Source organism: Amycolatopsis ponsaeliensis (genome assembly GCF_030182635.1).
Lineage (GTDB): Bacteria > Actinomycetota > Actinomycetes > Mycobacteriales > Pseudonocardiaceae > Amycolatopsis > Amycolatopsis ponsaeliensis.
Genome location: NZ_JAPZLD010000065.1, coordinates 1 through 26923, shown reverse-complemented (window position 1 = coordinate 26923; position 26923 = coordinate 1). Strand labels below are relative to the sequence as shown.

Here is a 26923-nt window from a genome sequence, read left to right as displayed (position 1 = left end):
ACGCTCCCGTGAACGTTCACGGATTGCCCGGAAGTGTGCGTGGCGGCGGACCGGGGTGTCAAGGGATCAGGCGGATTCGCGCAGGTGGAGCGCGGCGCGGACGATCAGCTCGGCGGGTTCGAGGGGCGCGGCCCCGGTCACGAGCCGCGCCGCCTGGTCGACGGCCAGCGCGCCCAGCGTGCGGGTGTCGATCGCGACGCTGGAGAGCTCCGGCTCGACCAGGGTGCCGAGCGCCAGCCCGTCGAAGCCGATCACGGCGAGGTCGCCGGGCACGCGCAGGCCGAACCGGCGGGCTTCCCGCAGGGCGCCGATGGCGATCACGTCGTTGAAGGCGAACACGGCGGTGACGTCGGGGTGCGCGGCGAGCAGGGTGGCCAGGGCCGCGCCCCCGCCGTCGACGGTCTGGGCGGCGCGCGCGATCCACCCGGGCGCGACGGCGATGCCCTGCTCGGCGGCGGCCCGGAGGAACCAGGTCTGCCGGATGCTGGGCTCGGGCCGCCGGTCGTGGTCGAGCATCCCGATCCGCCGGTGGCCGCGCCCGACGAGGTGGGCGACGGCCTCGCGGACGCCGTCCTCGCCGTCGATCGAGATGCCGCTGAACCGCGGAGTGCGGGGTTCGCGGCCGATCAGGACCACGGGGATGCCCGGGGTGAAGCGGTCGAGGTCCTCGTCGGACCGGCTGAAGTAGCCGACCACGGCGTCGACCTGGGTGCCGATGACGCGGAGGGTGGCGAGCTCCTGCTCGACGTCGTCGGCGGTGTCGTAGACGACGACGTGCCAGCCGCGCGCCCGCGCCGCCTGCAGCGCGCCGGAGGCGACCTCGGTGAAGAAGGGGTTGAGCAGGTCGGGCACGACGAGCCCGATGGTGGTGGTGTCCTGCCGGACGAGCCCGCGCGCGAACCGGCTCGGCCGGTAACCGAGCTCCCGCGCGGCATCGAGGACGCGCTGCTTGGTCGAGCCGTCGATCTCGGCCTTGTCGTTCAGCGCGCGCGACACGGTCTGCCGCGAGACCCCGGCCGACCGGGCGACGTCGTGGATCGTCACGCGCCGGGGTTCCGTGCTCGAGGACACCGCCCACCTCCCTGTCGGAGGTCGAGTATGCCCGCCCACGGCCGGGGCGCTACCCGAGCGGGTGCCTCAGAAGACCGACCAGCCGGTCAGCGTCGTGAAGCGGTCTAGTGCCGACACGCCCGCCACGGAGTTCCCCCGCGCGTCCAACCCCGGGCTCCACACGCACACCGCGCACCGGCCCGGGACCACCGCGACGATCCCGCCGCCGACGCCGCTCTTGCCCGGCAGGCCGACCCGGTAGGCGAACTCGCCCGCCGCGTCGTACGTGCCGCACGTCAGCATCACCGCGTTGATCCGCTTCGCCGCGCTCAGCTCCAGCAGGCGGGTGCCGTCGTTGCGGATGCCGTGGCGGGCCAGGAAGAGCGCCGAACGCGCGACGTCCGCGCAGCTCATCGCGATCGAGCACTGGCGGACGTACTGGTCGAGCACCGACGGCACCGGGTGGCGCATGTTGCCGTAGGACGCCATGAAGTACGCGAGCGCGCGGTTGCGGTCGGCGTGGCCCACTTCCGACGCGGCCACCTCCGGGTCGACGTCGATGTCCGGCCGGCCGCTCTCCTCGCGCAGGAACTTCAGCAGCGCCTCGACCGCGTCGCCGTACTGGGCCAGCTCGTCGGTCACCACCAGCGCGCCCGCGTTGATGAACGGGTTGCGCGGGATGCCGTCCTCGTGTTCCAGCTGCACCAGCGAGTTGAACGGGTCGCCGGACGGCTCGCGCCCGACGCGTGCCCACACGCCGTCGCCGCGGGAGAGCACCAGTGCCAGCGTGAACACTTTCGACATGCTCTGCACCGAGAACGGCCGCTGCCAGTCGCCGACGCCGTGCACCGCACCGTCCACTTCGGCCACTGCCATGCCGAACCGGTGCGGCTCGATCCGGGCCAGGGCGGGAATGTAGTCCGCGACGGCGCCGCGGCCGACCTCGGGCGCGACGTCGTCGGCGATCCGGTCCAGCAGCGCCGCGAGGTCCACGGCCGTAGCGTAGAAGCCGCGTTCGCCCGGGCGCACGGCGGCCCTGTCAAATCGAAACCGGCAGATACCAGCGAAATGCCACTGGTGATCTCCGGCACACCTTAAGTCTTCCTTAGCCCGCTTGGTGACCTGCCGCACACGCTTTAACGTCTGGCAACCGTGACTCCACCAACGCGCAGAGGCGTCGGCTTCCCGTGTCGGCGGCTAAGCCGCGCCACGGAGGGCCAGCCCGGCCCGATCCAGGATGTTCAATGCGCCAACCCGGTCCGCGTGGGCCGTGTAACCACATGCAGTGCATTCGAATCTCGACTGGCTGACGCGGTTCTCCCGTGCCACGTGCCCGCATCCTCCGGCGGAGGTCGGGCAGGTGCGAGAGGTGTTGCGCGCGTCCACGGCGACCATGCGACGACCGGCGCTCTCAGCCTTGTTCGCCAGGATCGTCAGGAACTGCGCCCAACCCGCATCCAGGATGCTGCGATTCAGGCCTGCTTTCGCCGCTGCGCCATTGGGCAAGAACTTCCCTTCGTTGTCCGGGTCGGGCCTGGCCCTCGGACAACGGGTCATACCCGCGATGTGCAATCTCTCGTGCGCGATGACGTCGTGTGCTCGCACCAGGGCGAGTGCGGACTTGTGGTGGTGGTCATTTCGCTGCCGACGGATCTTTTCATGCAGCTTGGCAACCCGGCGGACGGCCGCACGGTGCTTCCTTGTCCTCTGCGGTGTTCTTTTGGGGAACGCCGCCAGATGGCGTTGGGCGTCAGCCAGGTCTTTCGCGGTTCGGTTCCCCCAGCGCGGATTGACAACGTGTTCGCCGTCAGAGGTGGTGAGGAAACGCGCCACGCCGAGATCGATGCCAACCTGCCGGCCGGTGGCGGGGAGAGACTCAGCAGGCACGCCATCACATGTGAGGATGACGTACCAGCGAACTCCTTCCCGTTTGACGCTGATTGTCTTGACCCGACCCTTCACCGGTCGATGTCGGTGCGCCCGGATGTGTCCGACTCCGTGCAGGCGGAGCCGGGTGACCGTGTCGTGCGGAATGGAGTCCCAGCGACACCCGTCGCCATCCTTGGGGAATGCGACGGTGTCGAAGCGACCGACAGTCTTGAAGCGCGGGTAACCGGGCCGCTCTCCCGCCTTGAGGCGCCGGAAGAAAGCCTGCATAGCCTTGTCCAGCCGTCGCAGCGTGGCTTGCTGCGAAGAGAAAGACCATCGGCCTTGCCGCTCCGGGTCGAAATTCCGAATCTCCTTGAGCTGCGCAGACTGCTCGCCGTATCTGACAGTGGTCTTCGATGCGTGCCGGTAGGCATCGCGACGTTCCTGCAATGCGCCGTTGTAGAGGGAGCAGTGATCCCGAAGCATCTCCGACAAGGCTTGCGCCTGCTTGGCTGTGGGCCGCAGAAGAAACTTGTACGCACGTATCACGGGCGTACCTCCTCAGTCCATGGCCGCGGGCGCTCCATCGCCACGGGACACCACTCCCTGGCTACGATCTGACGGCAAATATACACACAGAGTAATTCGATCGAGAAAGGAGGTGGCGAGGGCGTTCGGTGCAAGGTTCGGGTGGTGGCTTCCGTCCCGATGCGATGGTTCACCAGTCCGCCGAAGCGCCGATCCACTCGCCGAAACCATGGATTCCTCGCTGCTCACCGAAAAAGGTGAAAGCTACTCAAAAGCACTGGGCAACCGCCAGGTGCAGATGATCGCCATCGGCGGCGCGATCGGCGTCGGGTTGTTCCTCGGCGCCGGCGGCAAGCTCCACCAGGTCGGCCCGTCGCTGGTCCTCTCCTACGCGATCTGCGGAGTGGCCGCCTACTTCGTGATGCGCGCGCTCGGCGAGCTCGTCCTGCACGAGCCGAACTCCGGCAGCTTCGTCACCTACGCGCGGAAGTTCATCGGCCCGTGGGCCGGCTTCGCCTCGGGGTGGATGTACTGGGTCAACTGGGCGATGACCGGGATCGCGGAGATCACCGCGGTCGCGATCTACGTCCACAAGTGGCTGCCGGATGTTCCCCAGTGGATCACCGCGCTGGTCGCCCTCGGCGTGCTGCTCGCGGTGAACCTGGTGAGCGTCAAGCTCTTCGGCGAGCTGGAGTTCTGGTTCTCGGTGGTCAAGGTGCTGGCCATCGTGGTCTTCCTGATCACCGCGCTCGGCCTGGTGTTCACCAGCGCCGACATCGGCGGCACGCCCGCCGGCGTGCACAACCTGACCGACCACAGTGGATTCTTCCCGGCGGGCATCGGCATCGCGCTGATGACGCTGCAGGCGGTCATCTTCGCCTACTCGGCCATCGAGGTCGTCGGCATCGCGGCCGGCGAGACGAAGGACGCCCGCAAGGTGCTGCCGAAGGCGATCAACGGCGTCGTGTGGCGGATCGGCGTGTTCTACGTCGGCTCGGTGCTGATGCTGGCGATGCTGCTGCCCTGGCCGTTCTACAACGGTGACGAGAGCCCGTTCGTGACGGTGTTCAGCCGGCTCGGCATCCCGGGCATCGGCGACGTGATGAACGCGGTCGTGCTGACCGCGGCGCTCTCCAGCGTCAACTCGGGCCTCTACTCGACGGGCCGGATCCTGCGCTCGCTGGCCGAGAAGGGCGAGGCGCCGTCGTTCGTCGGCCGGATGAGCAGCCGGCACGTGCCCTACGGCGGCATCCTGTTCACCTCGGTCGCCTACCTGCTCGGCGTGGTGCTGAACTACCTGGTGCCCAAGGACGCGTTCGACATCGCGATCGCGATCGCCTCGCTCGGCGTGATCACCACGTGGGCGACGCTCGTCTTCTGCCAGATGCGCCTGCGCCAGGCCGCGCTGCGCGGCGAACTGGAGCGGCCGTCGTACCGGATGCCGTGGGCGCCGTACTCGGGCTGGGCGACGCTGGCGTTCCTGGCGCTGGTGGTCGTGCTGATGGGCTTCTCGGACGGCGCCGAGAAGATCGCGTTCTATTCGATCCCGGTGCTGGTCGTGGTGCTGGCGGTGGGCTGGCGCGTGATCTCGAAACGGCGCGAAAGCATTCCGGCGGAGTAGCGCCGGGTGGAGCGGGCCTCCTCGGGAGACCCCGAGCTCCCGGGGAGGCCCTCGCTTCAGCGCAGGTAGTTGTAGACGCTGGCCCGCGAGATCCCGAGCAGGTCGGTCAGCGTCGGGACCGCGTTCTTCACCTCGAGGAACCCGCGCTCCCGCAACGTCCGCACCAGGTCCTTCTTGGCGGCGCCCGGCAGGCTGCGCGGGGTGTGGCCGCGCTCGGTCGCGTAGTCCTCGACCAACGCCCGGAGTTCATCAGCCGTGCGGGCGCGCAGGGACTCGGTCAGCGGGGCCGGCTCGTCGGCGCGGGCGAGGCGGGTCAACGCGCGGGCGGCGGAGCCGAGCAGGGAGACGTCCAGGTTGAGGCACAGCGCCGCGACGTACTCGCCGCCCGAATTGCGGAGGCCGATCGACGTGCTCTTCGCGGGCCGGCCGTCGGGGAAGCGGTTCGGGTAGTTCTGCAGCACGTCCGGGAACCCGGGATCGGCGATCCGGGCCAGGCCCAGCTCGGTCGCCGGGTCGCCGACGGCGCGTCCGGACAGCCCGCCCTCGATCGCGCGGACGGCGTGGGCCGGGTCGCGCAGGTCGTGCAGCACGACCTCGCACAGCCCGGGGAACATCCGGCCGATCGCTTGGGCGATCTTCTCGGCCTCGCGCAGCAGGAGCTCGTCCTCGGTCATCCGATCAGCTCCCGCAGCTTGTCGGGCGCCTTCAACCCGGAGCCGGTGAGGACGACGACGGTCGTCTCGCCCGGCCGGATCGCGCCGCGCTCCCGGAAGACGTCGATCGCCGCGGCGGCGGTCGCGCTGGTCGGCTCCGCGTAGAGGCCGAGCGACGCGAGCCGGCGGGCGGCCGCGGCGATGCCGTCTTCGGAGATGGCGGCCGTGTCGCCGCCCGACCGGCGGATCGCCGCGACGACCTCGGGCAGCCGGATCGGGTGCCGGATGGCGGTGCCCTCGGCGACCGTCGGCGCGAACTCCGGGGGCCGGCGGTCGTGGACGGCGGCGTCGATGGGGGAGCAGTTGCGCGGCTGGGCGACCAGCAGGCGCGGCCGGCGGGTGATCGACCCGGCGGCCAGGAGCTCGCCGAACCCCAGGTCGCAGCCCAGCACGATGCTCCCGGCGCCGGCCACGGTGACCACGGCGTCCGGCGCGCGGAAGCCGAGGTCCTCCCAGAGTTCGTAGGCCAGCGTCTTGGTGCCCTGCAGGAAGAAGGGGTGCCAGTTGTGGCTGGCGTAGGTCGTGCGGGACGAGCGGCGGACGGCCTCGGCGGCGGTGTCGTCGCGCGTGCCGGGCACGAGTTCGACCTCCGCGCCGTACGCGCGGGCCTGCAGGACCTTCGCCGGGGACGTCCCTTCGGGGGCCAGCACGGTCGCCGCGATGCCGGCGGCGGCGCTGTAGGCCGCGACCGACGAGCCGCCGTTGCCGGAGCTGTCCTCCAGCAGTTCCGTCACCCCGGCGCCGGCCAGTGCCGAGACCATGACGCTGGACCCGCGGTCCTTGAAGCTGCCGGTCGGGCTGAACCACTCGAGCTTGAACCGCACGTCGCCCTCGCCCCAGGGCCGCGGGACCAGCGGGGTGCAGCCCTCCCCGAGCGAGACCGGACGCAGGTCGCCGGGCAGGGCGGCGCGGTACCGCCAGAGCGACCGGACGCCGGTGTCGACGTCGCCGGGGGCGAGCCCGGCCAGCGGGGCGACGGTCAGGGGCGCGCCGTCGTCGCCGCGCCACCGCAGCGGGTCACCCGGGTAGCGCGTCCCCGACCGCTCGTCGGCGTACCAGTACTCCACGACCACCTCCACGACTGGACAGATGGTGCAAGTCTAGACGATGTGTCCAGGGTTACCGACTGGTACGCGAAACGCTTTCAGCTTCTTCTAAGGAAAATCTGTCACCGGAGAGTGGAAAATCCCTGACGAAGATCGCCGCGGGAGACGGGAGGTACCGATGGTGTCCGGCTGAATACCCCGAGTCGTCCTGGTCGCGACGCGTGTCGCGGTGAGCCGGGGCGTCCGGGACCCGGAGCCGCCGTGGGTGTTTGAGCACGCGGAACCCGGGCCGCGGAGGGGTCCATAGTGGACTCGCGTGATCCCGCCGGGGTAATCGTGCGAGTTCCGGGTACGACTTTCGGCTGTGGGTAAAACTGCCGGGGAAATAGCCGTCGGACAATAGGGAATTCTGACGTTTCCGCATCTCGGGCGATCGGGGAGTCGTGACCGGTTTTACCGTCACGGCGGTTTGTGATGCGTGGACGGCAATCATTCGGACCGCCGAACGTCGTGGTCCGGTGTGATCAGCCGCACTGCGCCCACCGGGTGAGATGGCTTGCCCCATCTGGGCGTGCGTGCCACGTGGGCCGCAGGTCCGGCCACTGTGGCCGGCCGTTGTCCACAGTACAACGGCAATCGGGCGACGCTTCCCGGCGCGCGGAACGTGACGGCGGCGTTAAATTCTTGCGTCTTCCGGCTGGTCGATCCCGAATTTTCTGAACCATCGCGACGAAATCGTGGTGGGTTGTTGACGGAACCCGTGGGAACCCGCTTAAGTACACCCCGTTACCAGTCACCCATTCGTGCGTAGCGGGAGAGCCCATGCGTGTCCGGAAAGCCGACTTGGTCGTCGCCGTGTCGCCGGTGCGGTGGCCGTCGGCGCGCGGGGTCGCGGCCGCCGTGCGCGGGGGCGGGCTCGGCGTGCTCGACCTCACCGGCGGAGCGGCCTCCGACGAACTCGCGCTGCTCGGCGAGTGGGGCGTTCCGGCTTACGGCGTCCGGTTGACCGGACCGGTCGCCGACCTGCCCGAAGCCGCGACGACCGTCCTGCTGACCGAGGACTCCCCGTGCACCGCGCCGGACTTCCCCGGCCGCCGGGTGCTGGCGGAGGTCACCAGCCGGGCGTCGGCCGCGCGGGCCGTCGCCGGCGGCGTCCACGGCCTGATCGCTCGCGGTCACGAGTGCGGCGGCCGGACGGGTGAGCTGAGCACGTTCGTGCTGCTCCAGGCCCTGCTCGCCGACGAAACCCTCGACGTCCCGGTGTGGGCCGCGGGCGGGATCGGCCCGCACACCGCGGCCGCCGCGATCGCGGGCGGCGCGGCCGGCGTGGTCGTCGACACCCAGCTCGCCCTGCTGCCGGAGGCCGAACTGCCGTCCGCGCTCACCCGCGCGCTCACCGGGTTGGACGGTTCCGAAACGACGGTCGTCGACGGCGTCCGCCGCCTCGCGCGGCACGGCTCCGAGCCGGTCGAAGCCGGCCAGGACGTCTTCCTCGCGACCCGCTTCCGCGACCGCTGGGGCACGGTGACCGAGGCCGTGCGTGGCCTGGCCGACGCCATCGGTGCCGCCCTGCGCACCGAAACCCCGGTGCTGGGGCCCGGCAGCGCGGGCAGCCGCGCGCTCGGCACGGCGCTGCCGATCGCGCAGGGACCGATGACCCGGGTCAGCGACCAGCCCGCGTTCGCCGCAGAGGTCGCCGCGGGCGGTGCGCTGCCGTTCATCGCGCTGGCCCTGTCCGGCCGCGAGCAGACCCGCGACGTGCTGGAACGGACCCGCGAAGCGGTCGGCGACGCGCCCTGGGGCGTCGGTGTCCTCGGGTTCGCCGCCGAGGACGTCAAGACCGCGCAGCTCGAGGTGATCCGCGAGCTGCGGCCGACGCACGCGATCATCGCCGGCGGCCGCCCCGCGCAGGCCGCGGCGCTCGAGGAGGTGGGCATCGCCACCTTCCTGCACGTGCCGTCGCCGGGACTGCTGAAGCAGTTCCTCGAAGCCGGCGCCCGCAAGTTCGTCTTCGAGGGCTCGGAATGCGGCGGCCACGTGGGGCCCCGCACCAGCTTCCCGTTGTGGGAAGCGCAGCTCGGCGTCGTCGCCGACTTCCTCGCGTCCACTCCGGACGCGGCCGCTGACCTGCAGTTGCTGTTCGCGGGCGGGATCCACGACGAGCGGTCGGCCGCGATGGTGGCCGCGCTCGCCGCACCGGTCGCCGCGCGCGGTGCCGCGATCGGCGTGCTGATGGGCACCGCCTACCTCTTCACACGCGAGGCGGTCGACGCCGGCGCCGTGCTCCCGCTGTTCCAGCGGAGCCTGCTCGGCGCCGAGCACACCGACCTCCTCGAAACCGCGCCGGGCCACGCCACCCGGTGCGTCCGCAGCCCGTTCACCGAGGAGTACGCGGCGATCAAGGCCGAGCTCGCCGAGCAGGGCGTGCCGAGCCGTGACGCCTGGGAGCAACTGGAGCAGCTGAACGTCGGGCGGCTTCGCCTGGCCAGCAAGGGAATCGAGCGCGTCGGCGCCGAACTGCGTGACGTCGCCGAGGACCGGCAGCTCGCCGAAGGCATGTTCATGGCGGGCGAGGTCGCCGTGCTGCGCTCGGCCGTCACCACGATCGCCGACCTGCACCACGCGGTGGGCGAAGGCGCGAACGCCGTCCTGCGCGAGCGGGCCGCAGCCTTCGGCCTCACGACACCGGAACCCCCGGCGCCCGAACCCCTCGAAATCGCGATCGTCGGCATGGCCTGCATGTTCCCGCAGGCACCCGACCTGGCCACGTTCTGGGCGAACGTCCTGGCCGGCGCCGACGCGGTCACCGAAGTCCCGCCGCAGCGCTGGGACACCGCTCTCTACTACGACCCCGAAGGCCAGGGCGAGAAGACGCCGTCGCACTGGGGCGGCTTCCTCCCCGAAATCGGCTTCGACCCGCTGAAGTACGGCATCCCGCCGTCGTCGCTGGCCAGCATCGAACCGGTGCAGCTGCTGGCGCTGGAGGCCGCGCACCGCGCACTCGTGGACGCCGGTTACGAAGACCGCGCGTTCGACCGGGCGCGGACGTCCGTCGTGTTCGGTGCCGAGGCGGGCAGCGACCTGTCGAACGCGATGAGCCTGCGGACCGTGCTGCCGTCCTATGTGGGCGAACTGCCGTCCGGACTGGACGAACGGCTGCCGCGGATCACCGAGGACTCCTTCCCGGGCGTGCTGGCCAACGTCATCGCCGGGCGGATCGCCAACCGGCTCGACCTGGGCGGCGCCAACTACACGGTCGACGCCGCCTGCGCGTCGTCGCTGACCGCGGTCGACGTCGCCTGCAAGGAGCTGACCGCCGGCACGAGCGACTTGGTGTTGTGCGGCGGCGCGGACCTGCACAACGGCATCAACGACTACCTGCTGTTCGCCTCGGCGCACGCGCTCTCGCCGACCGGGCGTTCGGCGACGTTCGACAGCGCGGCCGACGGCATCGCGCTCGGCGAGGGCGTCGCGTGCGTCGCGTTGAAGCGGCTCGCGGACGCCGAACGCGACGGCGACCGCGTCTACGCCGTGATCAAGGGCGTCGGGGCGGCTTCCGACGGCCGGGCGCTGGGGTTGACCGCGCCCCGGCCCGAGGGGCAGCACACCGCGCTGACCCGTGCCTACCGCAACGCCGGCGTGTCGCCCGCCCGCGTGGGGCTCGTCGAGGCGCACGGCACCGGGACCGTCGTCGGCGACCGGACCGAGCTGGGCACGCTGACGAAGGTGTTCACCGAGGCCGGCGCGGCGCCGGGTGGCTGCACGATCGGCTCGGTGAAGTCCCAGATCGGGCACACCAAGTGCGCCGCGGGCCTCGCCGGGCTGATCAAGACCGCCCTCGCCTTGCACACCGGCGTCAAACCGCCGACGCTGCACCTTTCGTCGCCGAACGCGGCGTGGGACGCGTCGACCAGTCCGTTCGTGTTCCAGACGGCCGCGCAGCCGTGGGCCGCGCCGGCCGCCGAGCGGATCGCCGGCGTCAGCGCGTTCGGCTTCGGGGGCACCAACTTCCACGTCGTGCTCGGCGCGCACGACGGCGTCCCGCCCGCGCAGACGGCGCAGGAGTGGCCGGCCGAGCTGTTCCTCTTCACCTCGGACGCGGCGGTCCGCGACCTGCTTGCGCTGGCCTCGGATGTCCCGGCGGGGCGGCAGCCATGGCGGCTGCGGGACCTCGCGCTGAGCGCTTCCCGACGGGCCGAAGCGGCCGGTGGGCGGGTCCGTCTCGCCGTCGTGGCGTCCACTGTGGACGAGCTGACCACGGTGCTGCGACAGGCACTCGCGGGGCAGGATTCTCCCGGCCTGTACCGGGCCGGAGAGGACGAGCCCGGCGACGTCGCGGTGCTGTTCCCGGGCCAGGGCAGCCAGCGGCCGGGCATGTTCGCCGAGCTGTTCGTCGCCTTCCCGGAACTGCAGCGGTACCTGCGCCTGGACCCGCCGACGGCCGACGTCGTGTTCGGCCCGGCGGCGTTCGGCGAGCGGGCGCGGCAGGAGCTGGCCGACCGCGTCACCGACACCCGCGTCGCCCAGCCCGCGCTCGGGCTCGCGGGGCTGGCCGCGTTCCGCCTGCTGTCCCGCGCGGGCGTGCGGCCGGCGATGCTCGGCGGCCACAGCTACGGCGAGCTGACCGCGCTGGCCGCGGCGGGCACCTTCACCCCCGATGCGCTGCTGCACGCCAGCCACGCCCGGGCGGCGGCGATCCTCGACGCCATCCCGGCCGGGGACCCGGGTGCGATGGCCGCGGTCGCGGCGTCGGCGGCCGACGTGGGTGCGGTCCTCACCTCGCCGGCGGTCGTGCTCGCCAACCACAACTCGCCGGAACAGACGGTGATCTCCGGCCCGACCGCCGACATCGAGGCCGCGGTCTTGCAGCTGCGCGCGGCGGGACTCGGCGCGAAGCGGATTTCGGTCGCGTGCGCGTTCCACAGTCCGCTGGTGGCCGCGGCGGGGGAGACGTTCGGGCATGCGCTCGGCGCGATCGGCGTCGTGCGGCCCGCCGTGCCGGTCTACGGGAACCGGACCGCGGGGCCGTACCCGGTTTCGCCGGAGGAGATCCGCGGCGAGCTGGCCGCCCAGGTGGGTTCGCCGGTCCGGTTCGTCGAACAGGTCGAGGCGATGTACGCGGCCGGGGCGCGGGTGTTCGTCGAAGCCGGGCCTGGCGCGGTGCTGGCCAGGCAGGTCGGCGCGATCCTCGGTGACCGGCCGCACCGGACGGTCGGGTTCGAGCAGCCGGGACGTCGTGGGCTGCCGGGCTTCCTCGGCGCGCTGGCGCAGCTGGCGGTGGCCGGGGTTCCGGTCGAGACGGGCTGGCTGTTCCGCGGCCGCGACGCCCTCGACGCGGCGACGGCCCCGCGGCCGAAGCGTCCCGGGTGGACGGTCGACGGTCACCTGCTGCGCACGGCGGACGGCACGATCCCGGCGGGCGCGCTCCAGCCGGCCTCGCGCGTTTCCCTCGGGGTGGCTTCGGCGCCTGAGGCCGCGACTTCGGAGGCGATGGTCGCGGACTTCCTGCGGACCGGCCGCGAGATGATCGCCGCCCAGCGTGACGTGTTGCTGGGCTTCCTCGGCAGTGAGACGCCGGTGGCTCGCTCGATCCCGGTGGTCGAGGCGGTTCCGGTGCCGGCCCTTCCGGCGGCTTCGGTGGTTCCGGCTGCGGTTCCGGTTCCGGCGGACCGGCCGGTGCTGGAGACGATCGTCGAGGTGATCGGGGAGCGGACCGGGTATCCGGTGGAGATGATCGAGCCGGATCTCGATCTGGAAGCCGATCTGAGCGTGGACTCGATCAAGCGGGCGGAGATCGCGGGCGAGCTGGCGTCCCGGCTCGGTCTGGCCGGCGGTGACGTCGAGGAGTTCGCGAAGGCCCGGACAGCCGCGGAGATCGCGGAGCTGATCGGCGAGCAGCGCCCCGATGCGGCGTTGGTTGCGATGGAAGCACCGAAGGCCGCCTCGGTGCTGGAGACCGTGGTCGAGGTGATCGGGACGCGGACGGGTTATCCGGTGGAGATGATCGAGCCGGATCTCGATCTGGAAGCCGACCTGAGCATCGACTCGATCAAGCGGGCCGAGATCGCGGGCGAGCTGACGGTTCGCCTGGGTGCGGGCGAGATCGAGGAACTCGCCAAGGCCCGCACGGCAGCCGGGATCGCCGAGCTGCTGGGCGCCGGAGCCGCCACGATCGGTGCCGCGGTGGACCTTCTCGGGGCGGAGCCGGTCGCCGGGAGCGGCTCCGGACTGCCGTCGACGACCGGCGGGCCCGCGCTGGAGCCGCAGCCGGTGATCGTCGCGCCGAAGCGCTATCTCATGACGGAGTTCGACCTCGCCCCGGCCACCGCGCCCGACATCGCCGGGCGCCGGTTCCTCGTCCTCGGCACCGGGTCGCGAGCCGAAGCCCTCCGCGCCGAACTGACCGCCCACGGCGCCGAAGCCGAAATCGGCGACGACGTCCGGCCCGGCTTCGACGGCTACCTCCACCTCCCCGAAGGCGACTCCGTCCTCCCCGCCGCCTTCTCCCAGTACCAAGCTGCCCTCGCCGAACGTCCGCGGTGGCTGCTCACCGCCGGACCCGCCGAAGGGCTGCGCGGCTTCTACCGCAGCGTCTCCCGCGAATACCCGGACACCCTCGCCCGGGTCGTCGAAGGAGCGCACGCCGCCGAGTTCGTCGCCGAACTGTCCGCTGTGGACCGCGAACCCGTCGTGCTCCGGGAAGGACAAGCGCGGCGCGGACTCCGGCCCGAAGCACACGACCTCGGCCTCCTCGGCGCCAGCGGCGCGGGCCCGGCCGGTGACGGCGCCGCCGAAGCGGCCGCGATCGGGCTGGACCGGGACTCCGTCGTCCTGCTCGTCGGCGGCGCCAAGGGCATCACCGCCCGGTTCGCCGGCACCCTCGCCGGTGCGACCCGCTGCCGCGTCGAACTCCTCGGCCGGACGCCCGTTCCCGCCGGCGAGGACGAGTACCCGCAGGCGAAGGACGCCAAGGAACTGCGCGGCGCGCTCATCGCGTCCGGCCTGAAGAGCCCCGCCGAGATCGAGAAGGCCGCCCGCCGGATCGAAGGCGAACGCGAAGTCCGGGACACTCTCCGGCAGCTCGAAGCCCTCGGCAGCCCGGTGCGCTACCAGTCCGTCGACATGCTCGACGCCGAAGCCGTGCACCGCGCGGTCAAGGAGATCCACGCCGAGTACGGCCGGCTCGACGGCATCGTCTACGCGGCCGGCGTGATCGAGGACAAGCTCGTCGCGGACAAGACGCCGGAGTCGTTCGCCCGCGTCTACGGCACCAAAGTGGACGGTGCCAGGACGCTCCTGGAAGCGACCGCCGACCTGCCTGACGAACCGAAGTTCGTGGTGCTGTTCGGCAGCATCGCCGCCACCCTCGGCAACCGCGGCCAGTCGGACTACGCCGCCGCCAACGACGCCCTCGAAACGCTCGGCCGGCGATGGCCCGCCGGGCGCGCGGTGACCGTCCACTGGGGACCGTGGGCGCCGACCGGCGACCACGACGGCATGGTGACCCCCGCGCTGATGCGCGACTACGCCCGCCGCGGCATCGAGCTGATCGATCCGGAGGAAGGCACCCTCGGCCTGCTGCGCGAGCTGGCCTGGGGCCGCCCGGACGTCTCCGCCGTCGTCCACACCGCCTCCGGGTGGTGACCGGGATGCGCGTGGCCATCGTCGGGATGTCGGTGCTGCTGCCCGGCGCCCCCGATCTCGCGGCGTACTGGCGCAACCTCTCGGGCGGCGTCGACGCGATCACCGAAGTGCCGCCGGAGAAGTGGGACGTCGTCCACTACGCGCCCGACGAGCAGCGCCGCGCCGACCGCGTCTACTGCCGGCGCGGCGGGTTCGTCGACGAACTGGCCGAAGTGGACGTCACCGGGTTCGGGATCATGCCGAACTCCGTGCCCGCCACCGAACCCGACCAGCTGATCGCGCTGCGGGTCGCGGCGCAGGCGCTCGCGGACGCGGGCGGCCCCGACCGCCTGCCCGCGGACCGGGCCAAGGTGGGCGTGGTGCTCGGGCGCGGCGGTTACCTGACGCCTGGGCTGGTCCGGCTCGACCAGCGCGTCCGGACCGCGAGCCAGCTCGTCCGCACCCTCGGCGAGCTGCTGCCCGACCTCGATCAGACCCGGCTCGACGCCGTCCGGCAGGCCTTCACCGACCAGCTCGGCCCGGAGGCACCGGAATCCGCGATCGGGCTCGTCCCCAACCTGGCCGCGTCGAGGCTGGCCAACCGGCTCGACCTGCGCGGACCGGCGTACACAGTGGACGCCGCGTGCGCGTCCTCGCTGATCGCCGTCGACCACGCCGTGCAGGAGCTCGCCACCGGCCGCTGCGACGTCGTCCTCGCCGGCGGCGTCCACCACTGCCACGACATCACGTTCTGGAGCGTGTTCACCCAGCTCGGCGCGCTGTCGCCGTCCGAGCGCATCCGGCCGTTCCACCGCGACGCCGACGGCGTCCTCATCGGCGAAGGCACCGGTGTCGTCGTGCTCAAGCGCCTGGCCGACGCCGAGCGGGACGGCGACCGCGTCTACGCCGTGATCACCGGCACCGGCGTCGCCTCCGACGGGCGGACCGCGAGCCTGGCCAACCCGGACTCCGGCGGTCAGGTCCGGGCGGTGCGCCAGGCGTGGGCGGCCGCGGGCCTGGACCCGGCCGCCCCGGATTCGATCGGGCTCCTCGAAGCGCACGGCACCGCGACCCCGGCCGGCGACACCGCCGAGCTCACGACCCTCGCGGAGGTCTTCGGCACCGCGGGTGCCGCGGTGCTCGGCTCGGTGAAATCGATGATCGGGCACACGATGCCCGCCGCCGGGATCGCCGGCCTGGTCAAGGCGGCGCTGGCCGTGCACCACGGCGTCCTGCTGCCCACCCTGCACTGCGACGACCCGCACCCCCTGCTCGAGAAGACCCGGTTCGCCACCTTGGACACGGCCCGGCCGTGGGACGCCGACGTGCGCCGCGCCGGGGTCAACGCGTTCGGGTTCGGCGGGATCAACGCCCACGTGGTGCTGGAACAAGCCCCCGGCCGCGCCACGCCGGTCGTCGTCCGCGAGCCCGAACGGATCCTGCGGCTCGCCGCGCGGTCGGTCGACGAACTGCGTGACCTGCTCGACCGCCCCGGAGCACGCGGGACCGGCACCGGGCCCGTCCGGCTCGGCATCGTCGACCCGACGGAGAAGCGGCTGGCCCTGGCCCGCAAGGCGGTCGCCCGCGGCCGGGCCTGGCGCGGCCGCAACGACGTCTGGTTCGCCGACCGCCCGCTGCTCGGAGCGGGCGGCGGCAAGCTGGCCTTCCTGTTCCCCGGCCTGGAATCCGAGCTGGCGCTCAACTGCGGTGACGTCGCCCGCCACTTCGGGCTGCCGTGGGACCACGACGACATCGAGGTCGGCGACGTCGGCCGCCAGGGCACCGCGGTGTTCGAACTCGGTCGTCTGCTGAACTCCGCGCTAGATCGGATGGGCGTCATCCCGGACGCCGTCGCCGGCCACAGCCTGGGGGAGTGGACGGCGATGGCCGTCGCCGGCATCCACGCCGAAACCGAGGTCGACGCGTTCCTCGCCGGGTTCGACCCGGACGCGCTCGTGGTCCCCGGCCTGGCCTTCGCGGCGATCGGCGCGCCCGCGCCCCGCGTGCTCGAAGAGCTGGCCGGCCGCGACGACGTCGTGCTCTCCCACGACAACTCGCCCAACCAGGCCATGATCTGCGGCCCGGCGGCGGCGGTCGACACGCTCGTGACGCGGTTCCGGGACGCCGGGATCGTGGCCCAGGTGCTGCCGTTCCGGTCCGGGTTCCACACGCCGATGCTGCGGCCGTACCTCAACCCGATCCGGGCGGCGGCCGCGGGCTTCACGCTGCACCCGCCGACGCTGCCGATCTGGTCGGCGACCACCGTGGCGCAGTACCCGGAGGCCGAGGCGGACGTCCGAGACCTGTTCGTGCGGCACCTGCTGGAACCGGTCCGCTTCCGGCCGCTCGTGCGCGCGATGCACGCGGCCGGCGTCCGCGCGTTCGTGCAGGTCGGTGCCGGGCAGCTCGGCTCGCTGGTCGGTGACACGCTGCACGGCGAGGACCACCTGGTCGTGGCGGCGCATTCCGCGCACCGGCCCGGCCTCGCCCAGCTGCGCCGGGTCGCGACCGCGCTGTGGGCCGACGGCGCCGACATCGACTTCACCCGGCTGCCCGGCGACCGCCCGGCCCCGCACCGGGCCGTCAAGCTGGACCTCGGCGGCCACCTGATCTCCCTGGACGACGAGGTCCGCGCGCGGATCGCCTTGCCGGCCGCCCGGAATTCCACTGTGGACGAACTGGCCGGGAAGGGCCCGCTGGCCGCGGAGTTCGCCGCCCTGCTGGCCGACACCGCCGACCTGGCGTCCACTGTGTTCTCAGGCCGCACCGAGGCCGCACTTTCACGTGAAAGTGCGGCCCCAGGGCAGAGCTTTCACGTGAAAGCTCCGCCGCCGAAGGACCTGGACACGACGCTGAGCGTGTCGGTCGAGGCGATGCCGTACCTGCTCGACCACTGCTTCTTCAAGCAGCCGCCCCAGGCCGACCCGGGTGACCGCTGGCCGGTCGTGCCGGCGACGACGGTGATCGACCACTTGATGGGTTTCGCCGAGCAGGCCGCGCCCGGCCGCCGCGCGGTCGCGGTGCACGACGTCCGGCTGACCCAGTGGATCACGGCGGTGCCAGCGGCGACCGTCGGCGTACGCGTCCGGCCGCAGGGCCCCGACCGTGTGCTCGCGGCCCTCGACGGCTACTCCCAGGCCACCGTCGAACTCGCCCCGGCGTATCCCACGGGCGCGCCCGCGCCATGGCGGTTCCCCGCGTCGGAAGAGCAGGTGCCCGAGACCACCGCGGCCCAGCTCTACAGCGAACGCTGGATGTTCCACGGTCCGCTCTTCCAGGGCGTGAGCGAGCTGACCGCGGTCGGCGAGCGGCACGTCCGGGCCGTGCTCACGACGCCCGCCGCGCCCGGCGCGCTGCTCGACAACGTCGGCCAGGTGCTCGGCTACTGGATCATGTCCCGGCTGACCGAACGCACCACGGTCTTCCCGGTCGGCATGCGCGAGATCCGGTTCCACGGCCCGCACCCGGCCCCGGGCGAGCGCCTGGAGTGCCTGGTCAAGATCACGGCGCTGACAGAGGAGTTCCTCGACGCCGACATGCAGCTAGTCCACGACGGGCAGGTCTGGGCCGAGTTCACCGGCTGGCGCGACCGTCGCTTCGACAGCACCTCGCACATCCGGCAGGCCGACCGCACGCCGGAGCGTTCGACGCTGTCGCACGAGCAGCCGGGCGACTGGGCGCTGGTGCACGAGCAGTGGCCCGACCTGGCGACCCGCGAGCTGATCATGCGCAACTACCTCGCGGGCGCCGAACGCGACGCCTACGACCACCGTCCGCCGCGCGGCCGGCGTCAGTGGCTGCTCGGGCGGATCGCGGCGAAGGACGCCGTCCGCCAGTTCCTCTGGGCCGGCGGCGAACCCGAGATGTTCCCGGCCGAGCTGCGCATCGGCAACGACGACGCGGGCCGCCCGCACGCGACCGGGGCGTACGGCCGCGAGCTGCCGCCGCTCACGGTTTCGCTGGCCCACCGCGGCGAGGTCGGCGTGGCGATCGCCCGGCACGGCCGGTGCGGCATCGACGTCGAGGAGGTCGTCCCGCGCGCGGAGTCCACTGTGGACGCCGCGCTGGGCGCCGGTGAGCAGGCCCTGTTCGCCGGCCTGCCCGGCGATCCGGAACGCTGGTTCGCCCGGTTCTGGACCGCCAAGGAAGCCGTGGCGAAACTGCTCGGCACCGGGCTGCGCGGCGAGCCCCGGGACTTCGAAGTCGTCGCCGCGGCGCCGGACGCGCTCACCGTCCGCGCCGCCGGCACCGACCACGCCGTGCACTGCACCGATGTCGACAGCCTTCCCGGCGCACCGCCGCGCCGCTACGTCGTCGCCTGGACCGAAGAGACGAAGGAGACCGCGGAATGAGCATCGAGACCACGGCAACGGACGAAGCGACCGTGCTCACGCAGCTCGCCGGGATGCTGCAGGAGCTGCTCGAGGAGTACGGCCTCGACGACGCAGAGATCACCATGGACACGACCTTCCACGACGACCTCGAATTGGAGAGCGTCGACCTGGTGGCCCTGTCCGGGCAGCTGCGCGAGCACTACGGCGAGCGCGTCAACTTCGCGACGTTCATCGCCGAGCGCGACCTCGAGGAGATCATCGCGCTGACCGTCGGCGAGCTCGTCCGCTACATCGTCGCCTCGCTGCGGGCCGCGGCGTGAGCCGGATCCGCGCGGGCGAGCTGGAGGTGCACGTCCAGCGGCTCTCCCCGGAGGTCCCGCTCGACGGGGACGCGCCGATCGTCGTGTGCGTGCACGGGCTGCTCACCGACAGCCTCGCCAGCTACTACTTCACGCTCGGCCCGGCGTTCGCCGAGCGCGGCCTCGACGTGCTGATGTACGACCTGCGCGGGCACGGCCGCACGACGCGCCCGCAGTCCGGGTACCACCTGGAGGAGTTCGTCGGCGACCTCGTCGCGGTCCTCGACGCGACGGGGGTCACGCGGCCGGTGCACGTCGTCGGCAACTCGTTCGGCGCGTCGGTGGCGTTCGGGCTGGCCGCCGCCCGGCCGGACCGGGTCGCCAGCGTGATCGTCATCGAGGGCGAACCGCCGACGGAGGAGTGGACGCGGCACATGGCCGACGGGCTCGCCGACGCGAAGACCCGGCTGGCGATCGACGACGTGATCGGCTGGATCGCCGACAACCACGGCGCGCACACCGCGCGGCTGTCGAAGGCGGCGAACAAGATCCTCCAGACCACCACGATCGCCGAGGACATCCCGCGCAGCGCGACGATCGCCGCCGACCTCTCGGCCGTGCGCTGCCCGGTGTTCGCGATCTTCGGCGGCGACTCGGGGCTCGCCGCGCAGGTGCCGCACTTCGAGTCGCACCTGGACCCCTGCCGGTGTGTCGTCCTGCCCGACCAGGGCCACTCGGTGCTGGTCGAGCGGACGGCCGAGACGATCGAGCTGATCTTCGAGTGGGTCCGCGACACCTCGCGCGTCCCGGTGCGGGCGCGGTAGTGGCCCGGTTCCTGTTCGTCGTCCCGCCGCTGGTCGGGCACGTCAACCCGGCCGCCGGCGTCGCGGCCGAGCTCGCCGCGCGCGGGCACGAGGTCGCCTGGGCCGGGCACGAAGAGCTGCTGTGGCAGCTGGCCGGCCCGGACGTGCTGGTGTTCTCGTGCGGCCTGCCCGCCGGGGCCCCCGCGCGCCCGGCCGGGCTCAAGGGACCGGCCGCGCTGCGGTTCCTCTGGGAGGACTTCCTCATCCCGCTGGCCGACGCGATGGCCGAGGGCGTCGGCGCGGCGATCGACGCGTTCGCGCCGCACGTGGTGGTCGCCGACCAGCAGGCTCTCGCCGGCGGGCTGCTGGCCGAGGCCCGCGGCCTGCCGTGGGTCACCTCGGCGACGACGTCGGCCGAGCTCGTCGACCCCCTCGCGGGCATGCCGAAGGTCGCGGAGTGGGTCGGGTCGCTGGTCGCTGACCTGCGCGCGCGGATCGCGGACGGGCGCGGCACAGCGGACCCGCGGTTCTCCCCGCACGGCGTCCTGGCCTTCACCACCCGCGAACTGCTGGGCGCGGCGCCGCTCCCGCCGCGGGTGCGGCTCGTCGGGCCGGCGCTGGGTTCGCGTCCGTCCACATCGGACTTCCCGTGGGAGTGGCTCGACCCGCTCCGCCCGACGGTGCTCGTGTCGCTCGGCACGGCCAACACCGAAGCGGGCGCGAGCTTCCTCGCGACCGCGGCGGAGGCCTTCGCCGGGATGGCCGCGCGAGCGGTCGTCGTCGACCCCGGCGAGGTGCTCGGGGCGGTCCCGCCGAACGTCCTGGTGCGCCCGCGGGTCCCGCAGCTGCCCCTGCTGCCCCGGGTGGACGCGGTGCTGTGCCACGCCGGCCACAACACGGTGTGCGAAGCGCTGTGGCACGGCCTGCCGCTGGTGGTGGCCCCGATCCGCGACGACCAGCCGATCGTGGCCGCCCAGGTGGTGGCCGCGGGCGCGGGCATCCGGCTGCGCTTCGGCCGCGCCGGCGCGGACCGCATCGCGGCGGCCGTCGAGGAGGTGCTCACCGAGCCGTCGTACCGGCGGGCGGCGGAGACCGTCGCGACGTCGTTCCACGCGGCGGGCGGAAGTGCCGCGGCCGCGGGCCATTTGGAACAGCTCGCGCTCGAAAGCCTGGCCCATTTGAAGCCGTGAAAGTCGTAATTTACTTCGATTAATCACGCGGTTACGGTGCTGGGTATGACTGTTTCCGTCGATGTCACCGAAGAAGTTCCTGAACTCGTGAAGTCCGCCGAAGCATTGTTCGCCGAAGACGCCGGGACCCACGATCCGCGCATGGATCTCGGCTGGCCGGCCCGTGAGGGTGCGCCCTACTACCAGGACCTCGTCGAGAACGAGAACGCTCTTTGCCTGCTGGCCCGCTCGGACGGCGCGGTGGCCGGCCACCTGATCGGCCGGCTGCTGCCGGTCGGTTCCCTGCGTCCCGACGCGGTGCGGGCGGTGCTGGAAAGCATGCGGGTCGCGGCCGAGCGGCGTCGCGAAGGCGTGGGGGAGGCGCTCGTGTCGGCGTTCGTGACGTGGGCGCGGGAACGCGGAGCGAACGAACTGGTCGTGCAGGCGTACGCGCACAACGAGAGTGGGCTGGCGTTCTACGGCGCGCAGGGATTCCAGCCGTTCGAGGTCACGCTGACCCGGGCGGTCTGAGCGCTGCGGTCCGGACCTTTCCGGGGTCACACTGGGGTGCATGGGAATCCTGGACGGCCGGGCCGTCGTCATCACCGGCGCCGGGCGCGGGCTGGGGCGGGCGTTCGCGCGGCACGCCGCCGAGTCGGGCGCCGCCGTGGTGGTCAACGACGTCGACGCGGAACCGGCGCACGAGACCGTCGCCGCGATCGAAGCGGCCGGTGGTACCGCGGTGGCGAGCGTCGGCTCGGTGGCCGGCGCGGACTACGCCCGTGAGCTGATCACGGTGTGCCGCAACCGATTCGGCAAGCTCGACGGGCTCGTGAACAACGCCGCGGTCGGCTACCACGCCCGGCCGTGGGAGGACGACGACGCCGAGCGGACCCGGGCCCTGGTCGAAACCAACGTCCTCGGCCCGTTCCACTGCGGCACGGCGGCCGCCAAGGTGATGGTGGCCCAGGGCAACGGTGTCATCGTCAACGTGACGTCCGGATCGATGATCGGCCAGCGCGGCGCCGCGGCCTACTCGGCGTCGAAGGGCGCGGTGGCGTCGATGACCTATTCGTGGGCGGCCGATCTGGCGAGCCGCGGGGTGCGCGTCAACGCCGTCAGCCCGATCGCCTGGACCCGCCTGATGGCCGCGGACCCCAACGGCAACCCGGACGCGCACCCGCCGGAACGCGTGGCGCCGCTCGTGACGTACCTGCTCAGCGACCTGTCGGCCGGGGTCACCGGTCAGGTGCTGCGGCTGGCGGACGGGCACCTGCACGCCGTCCGCCAGCCCGCCATCATCCGGCCGGTGCTGTACCAGGAGGTCTGGACACCCGAGGAGATCGCCGCGGCCGTCGAGGGTGAGCTCGTCCTCGAGCCGCCGCCGCGGGACCGCTGGACCCTTTGAGCTGGCGGGATCACCGGAACGGGTGGCTATCCACAGTGGACCGTTCGCACTAGCCTCGGAGGCCGAGCGAGGAGGGTGCGGATGACGGCCACCGCGGAGGTCGCCCACGAACCGGGGCCCGCCCCGCTGAGCAAGGCACGGGTGAACGCCGTGTTCGGCGCCGTGCTGCTCGGGATGCTGCTGGCCGCGCTGGACCAGACCATCGTCGGCACCGCGCTGCCCACCATCGTCGGGGACCTCGGCGGCGCCGGGCACCTCTCCTGGGTGGTGACGTCGTACCTGCTGGCCGAGACGATCATGACCGTCGTCGTCGGCAAGCTCGGCGACCTGTTCGGCCGCAAGCTGATGTTCCAGCTGTCGGTGATCGTGTTCGGGATCGGCTCGTTCTGCGCCGGCTTCGCCGACAGCATGGTCTGGCTGATCATCTGGCGCGCGGTGCAGGGCCTGGGCGGCGGCGGGCTGATGGTCACCTCGACCGCGCTGATCGCCGACGTCGTCCCGCTGCGGGAGCGCGGCAAGTACCAGGGTGTCCTCGGCTCGGTGTTCGGCGTCGTGACCGTCGCCGGCCCGATGCTGGGCGGGTTCTTCGTCGACCACCTGTCGTGGCGCTGGGCGTTCTACGTCAACATCCCGCTGGTCATCGTGGTGCTGATCGTGGCGTCGTCGGCGATGCCGAACGCCCGCGCGGCGATCAAACCGGTGATCGACTACGCCGGGATCCTGCTCATCGGCCTCGCCGCGACGGGCCTGACGCTCGTCACGAGCTGGGGCGGCACGCAGTACGCGTGGGGCTCGCCGACGATCATCGGGATGGCGATCGGGTCGGTGGTGCTGCTGGCCGCGTTCGTCTTCGTGGAGCTGAGAGCCCAGGAACCGATGCTGCCGATGCGGCTGTTCCGCAACCCGGTGTTCACGGTCGGCGGGATCATGAGCTTCGTCGTCGGCTTCGCGATGCTGGGCGCGCTGTCGTACCTGCCGACGTACATGCAGTACGTGCAGGGCACCTCGGCGACGACGTCCGGGGTCCGGCTGCTCCCGATGGTGCTGGCGCTGCTCGTCGCGTCGATCGCGGCGGGCAACGCGGTGAGCAAGACCGGCCGCTACAAGATCTTCCCGCTGGTCGGCGCCGCGGGGATGACGATCGGGCTCTACCTGCTGTCGAGGCTGGACAGCGACACCGGGTTCTGGGAGGCGTCGGCGTACATGGCGGTGCTCGGCCTCGGGATCGGGCTCGGCATGCAGGTGCTGACCATCGCCGTGCAGAACACGGTGGACTACGCCGATCTCGGCGTCGCGACGTCCGGTGTGACGTTCCTGCGGTCGATCGGCAGCTCGTTCGGCGCGGCGATCTTCGGGACGGTGTACGCCAACCAGCTGACCCCGAACCTGGCCGCGGCGGTGGCGGCGCACCCGTTGCCGCCGGGCGTCGACCCGCGGGTCATCCAGGTGCCCAGCGCGCTGCACGCCCTGCCGGACTCGGTTTCGGCGCCGGTGATCCAGGCGTACAGCGATTCGTTGCACGTCGTGTTCCTCGCCGCGGCGCCGGTCGGGCTGGTGGCGTTCGTGCTGGCGTTCTTCCTGAAGGAGGTCCCGCTGCGCGACACGGCGCGGGCCGCGGCCCCGGACCTCGGCGACGGCTTCGCGATGCCGGAGGCCCGCACGGACGACCGCGAGCTGGAACGCGCGGTCGCGACGCTGTTCTTCCGCGAGCGCCGCAAGGTGGCTCCGGCGATCGTCGAGCGGGCGGGTTCGGACCTCGACGAGGGCGGGATCTGGTGCCTGCTGCAGGTCCACCTGCGGGAACGCCGCGGCGAGAAGCCGACGCTCAAGGCGATCGGGGAGTACTTCGCCGTGCCGGCGCCGGTGCTCGAACCGGCGTTCAACCGGCTGGAGCTGACCGGGCACCTGCGTTACGCCCGTGACCACTGGGAGCTGACGGAATCGGGGCGCGAGGAGTTCGCCAAGGTGGTCCGCGCCTGGCACGACTGGCTGGCGTCGCGGCTCGGAGACTGGGGCACGGGCAACCGCGCCGAACTGGACGCGGCGATCGGCCGGGTCGCGGCCCGGCTGCTGGACCAGAGCACGGAGGTCCGCGCCTACGGCCGCCACGCCCTGGCCTGACGAACTGCTTTCACGTGAAAGCTGGCGCCCGGGGTCAGCGGCTCCAGAAGTCGTGCGGGGTGCGGCCTGGGCGGAAGCCACTGGACTCGACGAGGGCGGCCGCCTCCGCGAAGCCGTGGCCGACCAGGCCCGGCTCGTGCGCGTCGCTGCCGAACGCCACCGCGTCGCCGCCCACCTCGAACCACCAGCGCACCACCTCGCCCGGCAGCGGCACCTTCGTGTTGACCTCCAGGGCCCGCCCGCTCGACGCCAGCGCGCGCAGCACCGTCCGGAACTCCTCCTCGAAGTCCGCCGCCACGAACGGCGGTCCCTCGCCCGGCCACGACCTCAGCGCGTAGTCGATGTGCGCGAGCACCGCGAAATCGGCCGTCGACTCGACCAGCCCGAGCACTTCTTCGAGGTACGCGCGCAAGATGTCACCCGCTGGCCGGCCCGTGATGACGGTGACCTCGTGCTGGTGGCCGTCACCGGGCAGCGAGTGCACCGAGCCGAGCACCCGGTCGAAGTCGTGGGCCGCGAGCAGCGCGTCGGCGCGAGGACGGTGCCAATGCGGCTCGCTCAGCTCCACCCCCGACAGGATCCGCAGCGACGGGAACCGCGCGCGGCACTCCTCGACGCACGCCAGGTACCCCGCGACGTCCAGGTCCGGCGGCTCGAGGACGCCGTCCGGGCGCAGCCGCACCCGGAAGTGGTCCGGCAGCAGCGGCCGGACCGGCTCCGGGATCAGCCACGGCGTCAGGTCCGCGTGCTCGGTGAACGCCACCGACGGCAACCCCAGTTCGATCGCCCGCTCGCACGACCCGATCATCGACCCGGTGACTGTGTCCCAGGACCATTCGGTGTGGACGTGACCGTCCGGCGGCAAGCTCACCAAGCCACCGTAACGCCGGTTTTGAAGTAGCGTCTGGGCATGGCGCAGAAGTCGGCGGCGGTCGAGCTCGAAGTCGGGCCGCACACCGTGCGGATCTCGAACCCGGACCGGGTGTACTTCCCGGCCCGCGGCGAGACGAAGCTCGACCTGGTCAACTACTACCTCTCGGTGGGCGACGGCATCGTCAACGCGCTGCGCGAGCGGCCGTGCATGCTGCACCGCTTCCCGTCCGGCGTCGCGGGGGAGAAGGTCCACCAGAAGCGCGTCCCGAACGGCGCGCCGCCGTGGCTGGAGACCGTCCGGGTGACCTTCCCGCGCTACAACCGGCACGCCGACGAGCTGTGCGTCACCGAACTGGCGCACGTCGCCTGGGCCGTCCAGATGTCCACTGTGGAGTTCCACCCGTGGAACTCGCGCCGCGCCGACACCGAGAAGCCGGACGAGTGGCGCATCGACCTCGACCCGATGCCCGACTGCGGCTACGACCGCGTCCGCCGGGTCGCGCACGTCGCGCACGAGATCCTCGACGAACTCGGCGCGGTCGGCTGGCCCAAGACCTCGGGCGGCCGCGGCCTGCACATCTACGTCCGGATCGAGCCGAACTGGGGCTTCAAGGACGTCCGGCGCGCTGCCTTGGCCTTCGCGCACGAAGTCGAACGCCGCGCGCCCGACGACGTCACGACGACCTGGTGGCGCAAGGACCGCGACCCGCGGCTGCTTTTCGTCGACTACAACCAGAACGCCCGCGACCACACGATCGCCAGCGCGTACTCCGTGCGCGGCAACCCGGAAGGCACGGTGTCGACGCCGATCCGCTGGGACGAGATCGACGATGCCGAGCCGGGGGACTTCACCATCGCCACCGTCCCGGCCCGCTTCGCCGAGCTGGGCGACCTCCACGCCGGCATCGACAAGGCCGTGTTCTCCCTGGACCCGCTGTTGGAGTGGGCCGACCGCGACGGCGTCGAGGAACCACCCGAACCCGACTGACGTATTTCCGGGCGGGTTCGGGGATCTGCCCGGAGTGAGGATCGTGCTATCCGGGTTGGATGCGGCCGCGTGGAGCCTGGTCGCGTTGCAAGTGGTGCTCGAACGCGAAGGCCACGCCGTGTGCGTGGCGGCTGACGCGGCCGGTGCTTGCCGCCGCGAGCGGCCGGACTGCTTGGTGCTGTCCACGGTGCACGGCACTTCGGGGGTGGACGTCCTCCACAGCGTGCGGGCCGATCCCGCGCTGGCCGGCCTGCCCGTGGTGCTCGGCGGCCGGCTGGGCAGCACGCGCGCGGAACTCCTGGCGCTGGGCTTCGACGAGGTCTTCCCGGTCGCCGCCGCGGATCCCGGGGCAGCCGTGGCGGCGCTGCGGCACTACCTGGTCGTGGGGGGGGGGCCCGGGGGTGTACCCGGGTGTGAGGGACGGAGGGGGGGGGGGCGGGGGGCGGGGGGGGTGCGGGGGGGGGGGGGGGCCCCCCCG

17 protein-coding genes are annotated in these 26923 nt (G+C 72.3%); 10 read left to right on the top strand and 7 right to left on the bottom strand.

Annotated features, from left to right (window positions below):
- Positions 1-66 precede the first annotated feature (66 nt).
- The 3 genes from QQ657_RS51010 to QQ657_RS51000 form a co-directional block, all read right to left on the bottom strand.
- Positions 67-1071, bottom strand: a complete 1005-nt coding sequence (locus QQ657_RS51010) for a LacI family DNA-binding transcriptional regulator (RefSeq protein WP_284749699.1) — start codon at positions 1069-1071, stop codon at positions 67-69.
- 66 nt (positions 1072-1137) lie between these two features.
- The gene (locus QQ657_RS51005) at positions 1138-2043 is read right to left on the bottom strand and encodes a glutaminase (protein WP_284749698.1); all 906 of its coding nucleotides are present in this window, start codon (positions 2041-2043) and stop codon (positions 1138-1140) included.
- A gap of 204 nt (positions 2044-2247) precedes the next feature.
- A complete protein-coding gene (locus QQ657_RS51000; RefSeq protein ID WP_284749697.1) occupies positions 2248-3468 on the bottom strand; it encodes an RNA-guided endonuclease InsQ/TnpB family protein in 1221 nt (406 codons plus the stop codon).
- A gap of 208 nt (positions 3469-3676) precedes the next feature.
- Between QQ657_RS51000 and QQ657_RS50995 the strand changes: the two genes are divergently transcribed.
- The gene (locus QQ657_RS50995; RefSeq protein ID WP_284749696.1) at positions 3677-5068 is read left to right on the top strand and encodes an amino acid permease; all 1392 of its coding nucleotides are present in this window, start codon (positions 3677-3679) and stop codon (positions 5066-5068) included.
- A gap of 56 nt (positions 5069-5124) precedes the next feature.
- Here QQ657_RS50995 and QQ657_RS50990 read toward each other — a convergent pair whose 3' ends face one another.
- Together QQ657_RS50990 and QQ657_RS50985 are read right to left on the bottom strand one after the other, a co-directional pair.
- Positions 5125-5742 (bottom strand): helix-turn-helix transcriptional regulator, encoded by a 618-nt coding sequence (locus tag QQ657_RS50990; RefSeq protein ID WP_284749695.1) that lies wholly within the window; start codon positions 5740-5742, stop codon positions 5125-5127.
- Complete coding sequence (locus QQ657_RS50985) at positions 5739-6860, bottom strand: threonine synthase (RefSeq protein WP_284749694.1); 1122 nt, start codon at positions 6858-6860, stop codon at positions 5739-5741. Before QQ657_RS50985 ends, QQ657_RS50990 begins: the two co-directional genes overlap by 4 nt.
- 789 nt (positions 6861-7649) lie before the next feature.
- Between QQ657_RS50985 and QQ657_RS50980 the strand changes: the two genes are divergently transcribed.
- From QQ657_RS50980 to QQ657_RS50945, 8 genes are all read left to right on the top strand, one after another.
- Complete coding sequence (locus QQ657_RS50980; protein WP_284749693.1) at positions 7650-14471, top strand: type I polyketide synthase; 6822 nt, start codon at positions 7650-7652, stop codon at positions 14469-14471.
- A gap of 5 nt (positions 14472-14476) precedes the next feature.
- A complete protein-coding gene (locus QQ657_RS50975) occupies positions 14477-18802 on the top strand; it encodes a beta-ketoacyl synthase N-terminal-like domain-containing protein (RefSeq protein ID WP_284749692.1) in 4326 nt (1441 codons plus the stop codon).
- A complete protein-coding gene (locus QQ657_RS50970; protein WP_284749691.1) occupies positions 18799-19104 on the top strand; it encodes an acyl carrier protein in 306 nt (101 codons plus the stop codon). Before QQ657_RS50975 ends, QQ657_RS50970 begins: the two co-directional genes overlap by 4 nt.
- Positions 19101-19907 (top strand): alpha/beta fold hydrolase, encoded by an 807-nt coding sequence (locus QQ657_RS50965; protein ID WP_284749690.1) that lies wholly within the window; start codon positions 19101-19103, stop codon positions 19905-19907. The genes QQ657_RS50970 and QQ657_RS50965 overlap by 4 nt, the downstream gene beginning before the upstream one ends.
- Positions 19907-21076, top strand: coding sequence for a glycosyltransferase (locus tag QQ657_RS50960; protein ID WP_284749689.1), 1170 nt, complete (start codon positions 19907-19909; stop codon positions 21074-21076). Before QQ657_RS50965 ends, QQ657_RS50960 begins: the two co-directional genes overlap by 1 nt.
- A gap of 45 nt (positions 21077-21121) precedes the next feature.
- Positions 21122-21586 (top strand): GNAT family N-acetyltransferase, encoded by a 465-nt coding sequence (locus tag QQ657_RS50955; RefSeq protein WP_284749688.1) that lies wholly within the window; start codon positions 21122-21124, stop codon positions 21584-21586.
- A 40-nt stretch (positions 21587-21626) separates the two neighbouring features.
- Positions 21627-22463, top strand: a complete 837-nt coding sequence (locus QQ657_RS50950) for an SDR family NAD(P)-dependent oxidoreductase (protein WP_284749687.1) — start codon at positions 21627-21629, stop codon at positions 22461-22463.
- Between the two features lie 81 nt (positions 22464-22544).
- Positions 22545-24584 carry an MDR family MFS transporter gene (locus QQ657_RS50945; RefSeq protein WP_284749686.1) on the top strand — a complete coding sequence of 680 codons (2040 nt, stop codon included), beginning with the start codon at positions 22545-22547 and terminating at the stop codon, positions 24582-24584.
- 34 nt (positions 24585-24618) lie between these two features.
- On the opposite strand, the gene QQ657_RS50940 is transcribed toward QQ657_RS50945, so the two are convergent.
- Positions 24619-25455, bottom strand: a complete 837-nt coding sequence (locus QQ657_RS50940) for a PHP domain-containing protein (RefSeq protein ID WP_284749685.1) — start codon at positions 25453-25455, stop codon at positions 24619-24621.
- 39 nt (positions 25456-25494) lie between these two features.
- On the opposite strand from QQ657_RS50940, the gene ligD reads away from it, so the two are divergent.
- Positions 25495-26445: a non-homologous end-joining DNA ligase gene (ligD, locus tag QQ657_RS50935; RefSeq protein WP_284749684.1), complete on the top strand. Its 951-nt coding sequence runs from the start codon at positions 25495-25497 to the stop codon at positions 26443-26445.
- Positions 26446-26491: 46 nt separating this feature from the next.
- Here the strand turns inward: ligD and QQ657_RS50930 are convergent, their stop codons facing one another.
- Entirely contained in the window at positions 26492-26818 is a 327-nt protein-coding gene (locus QQ657_RS50930) for a hypothetical protein (RefSeq protein WP_284749683.1), read from the bottom strand.
- Between the last annotated feature and the right edge of the window lie 105 nt (positions 26819-26923).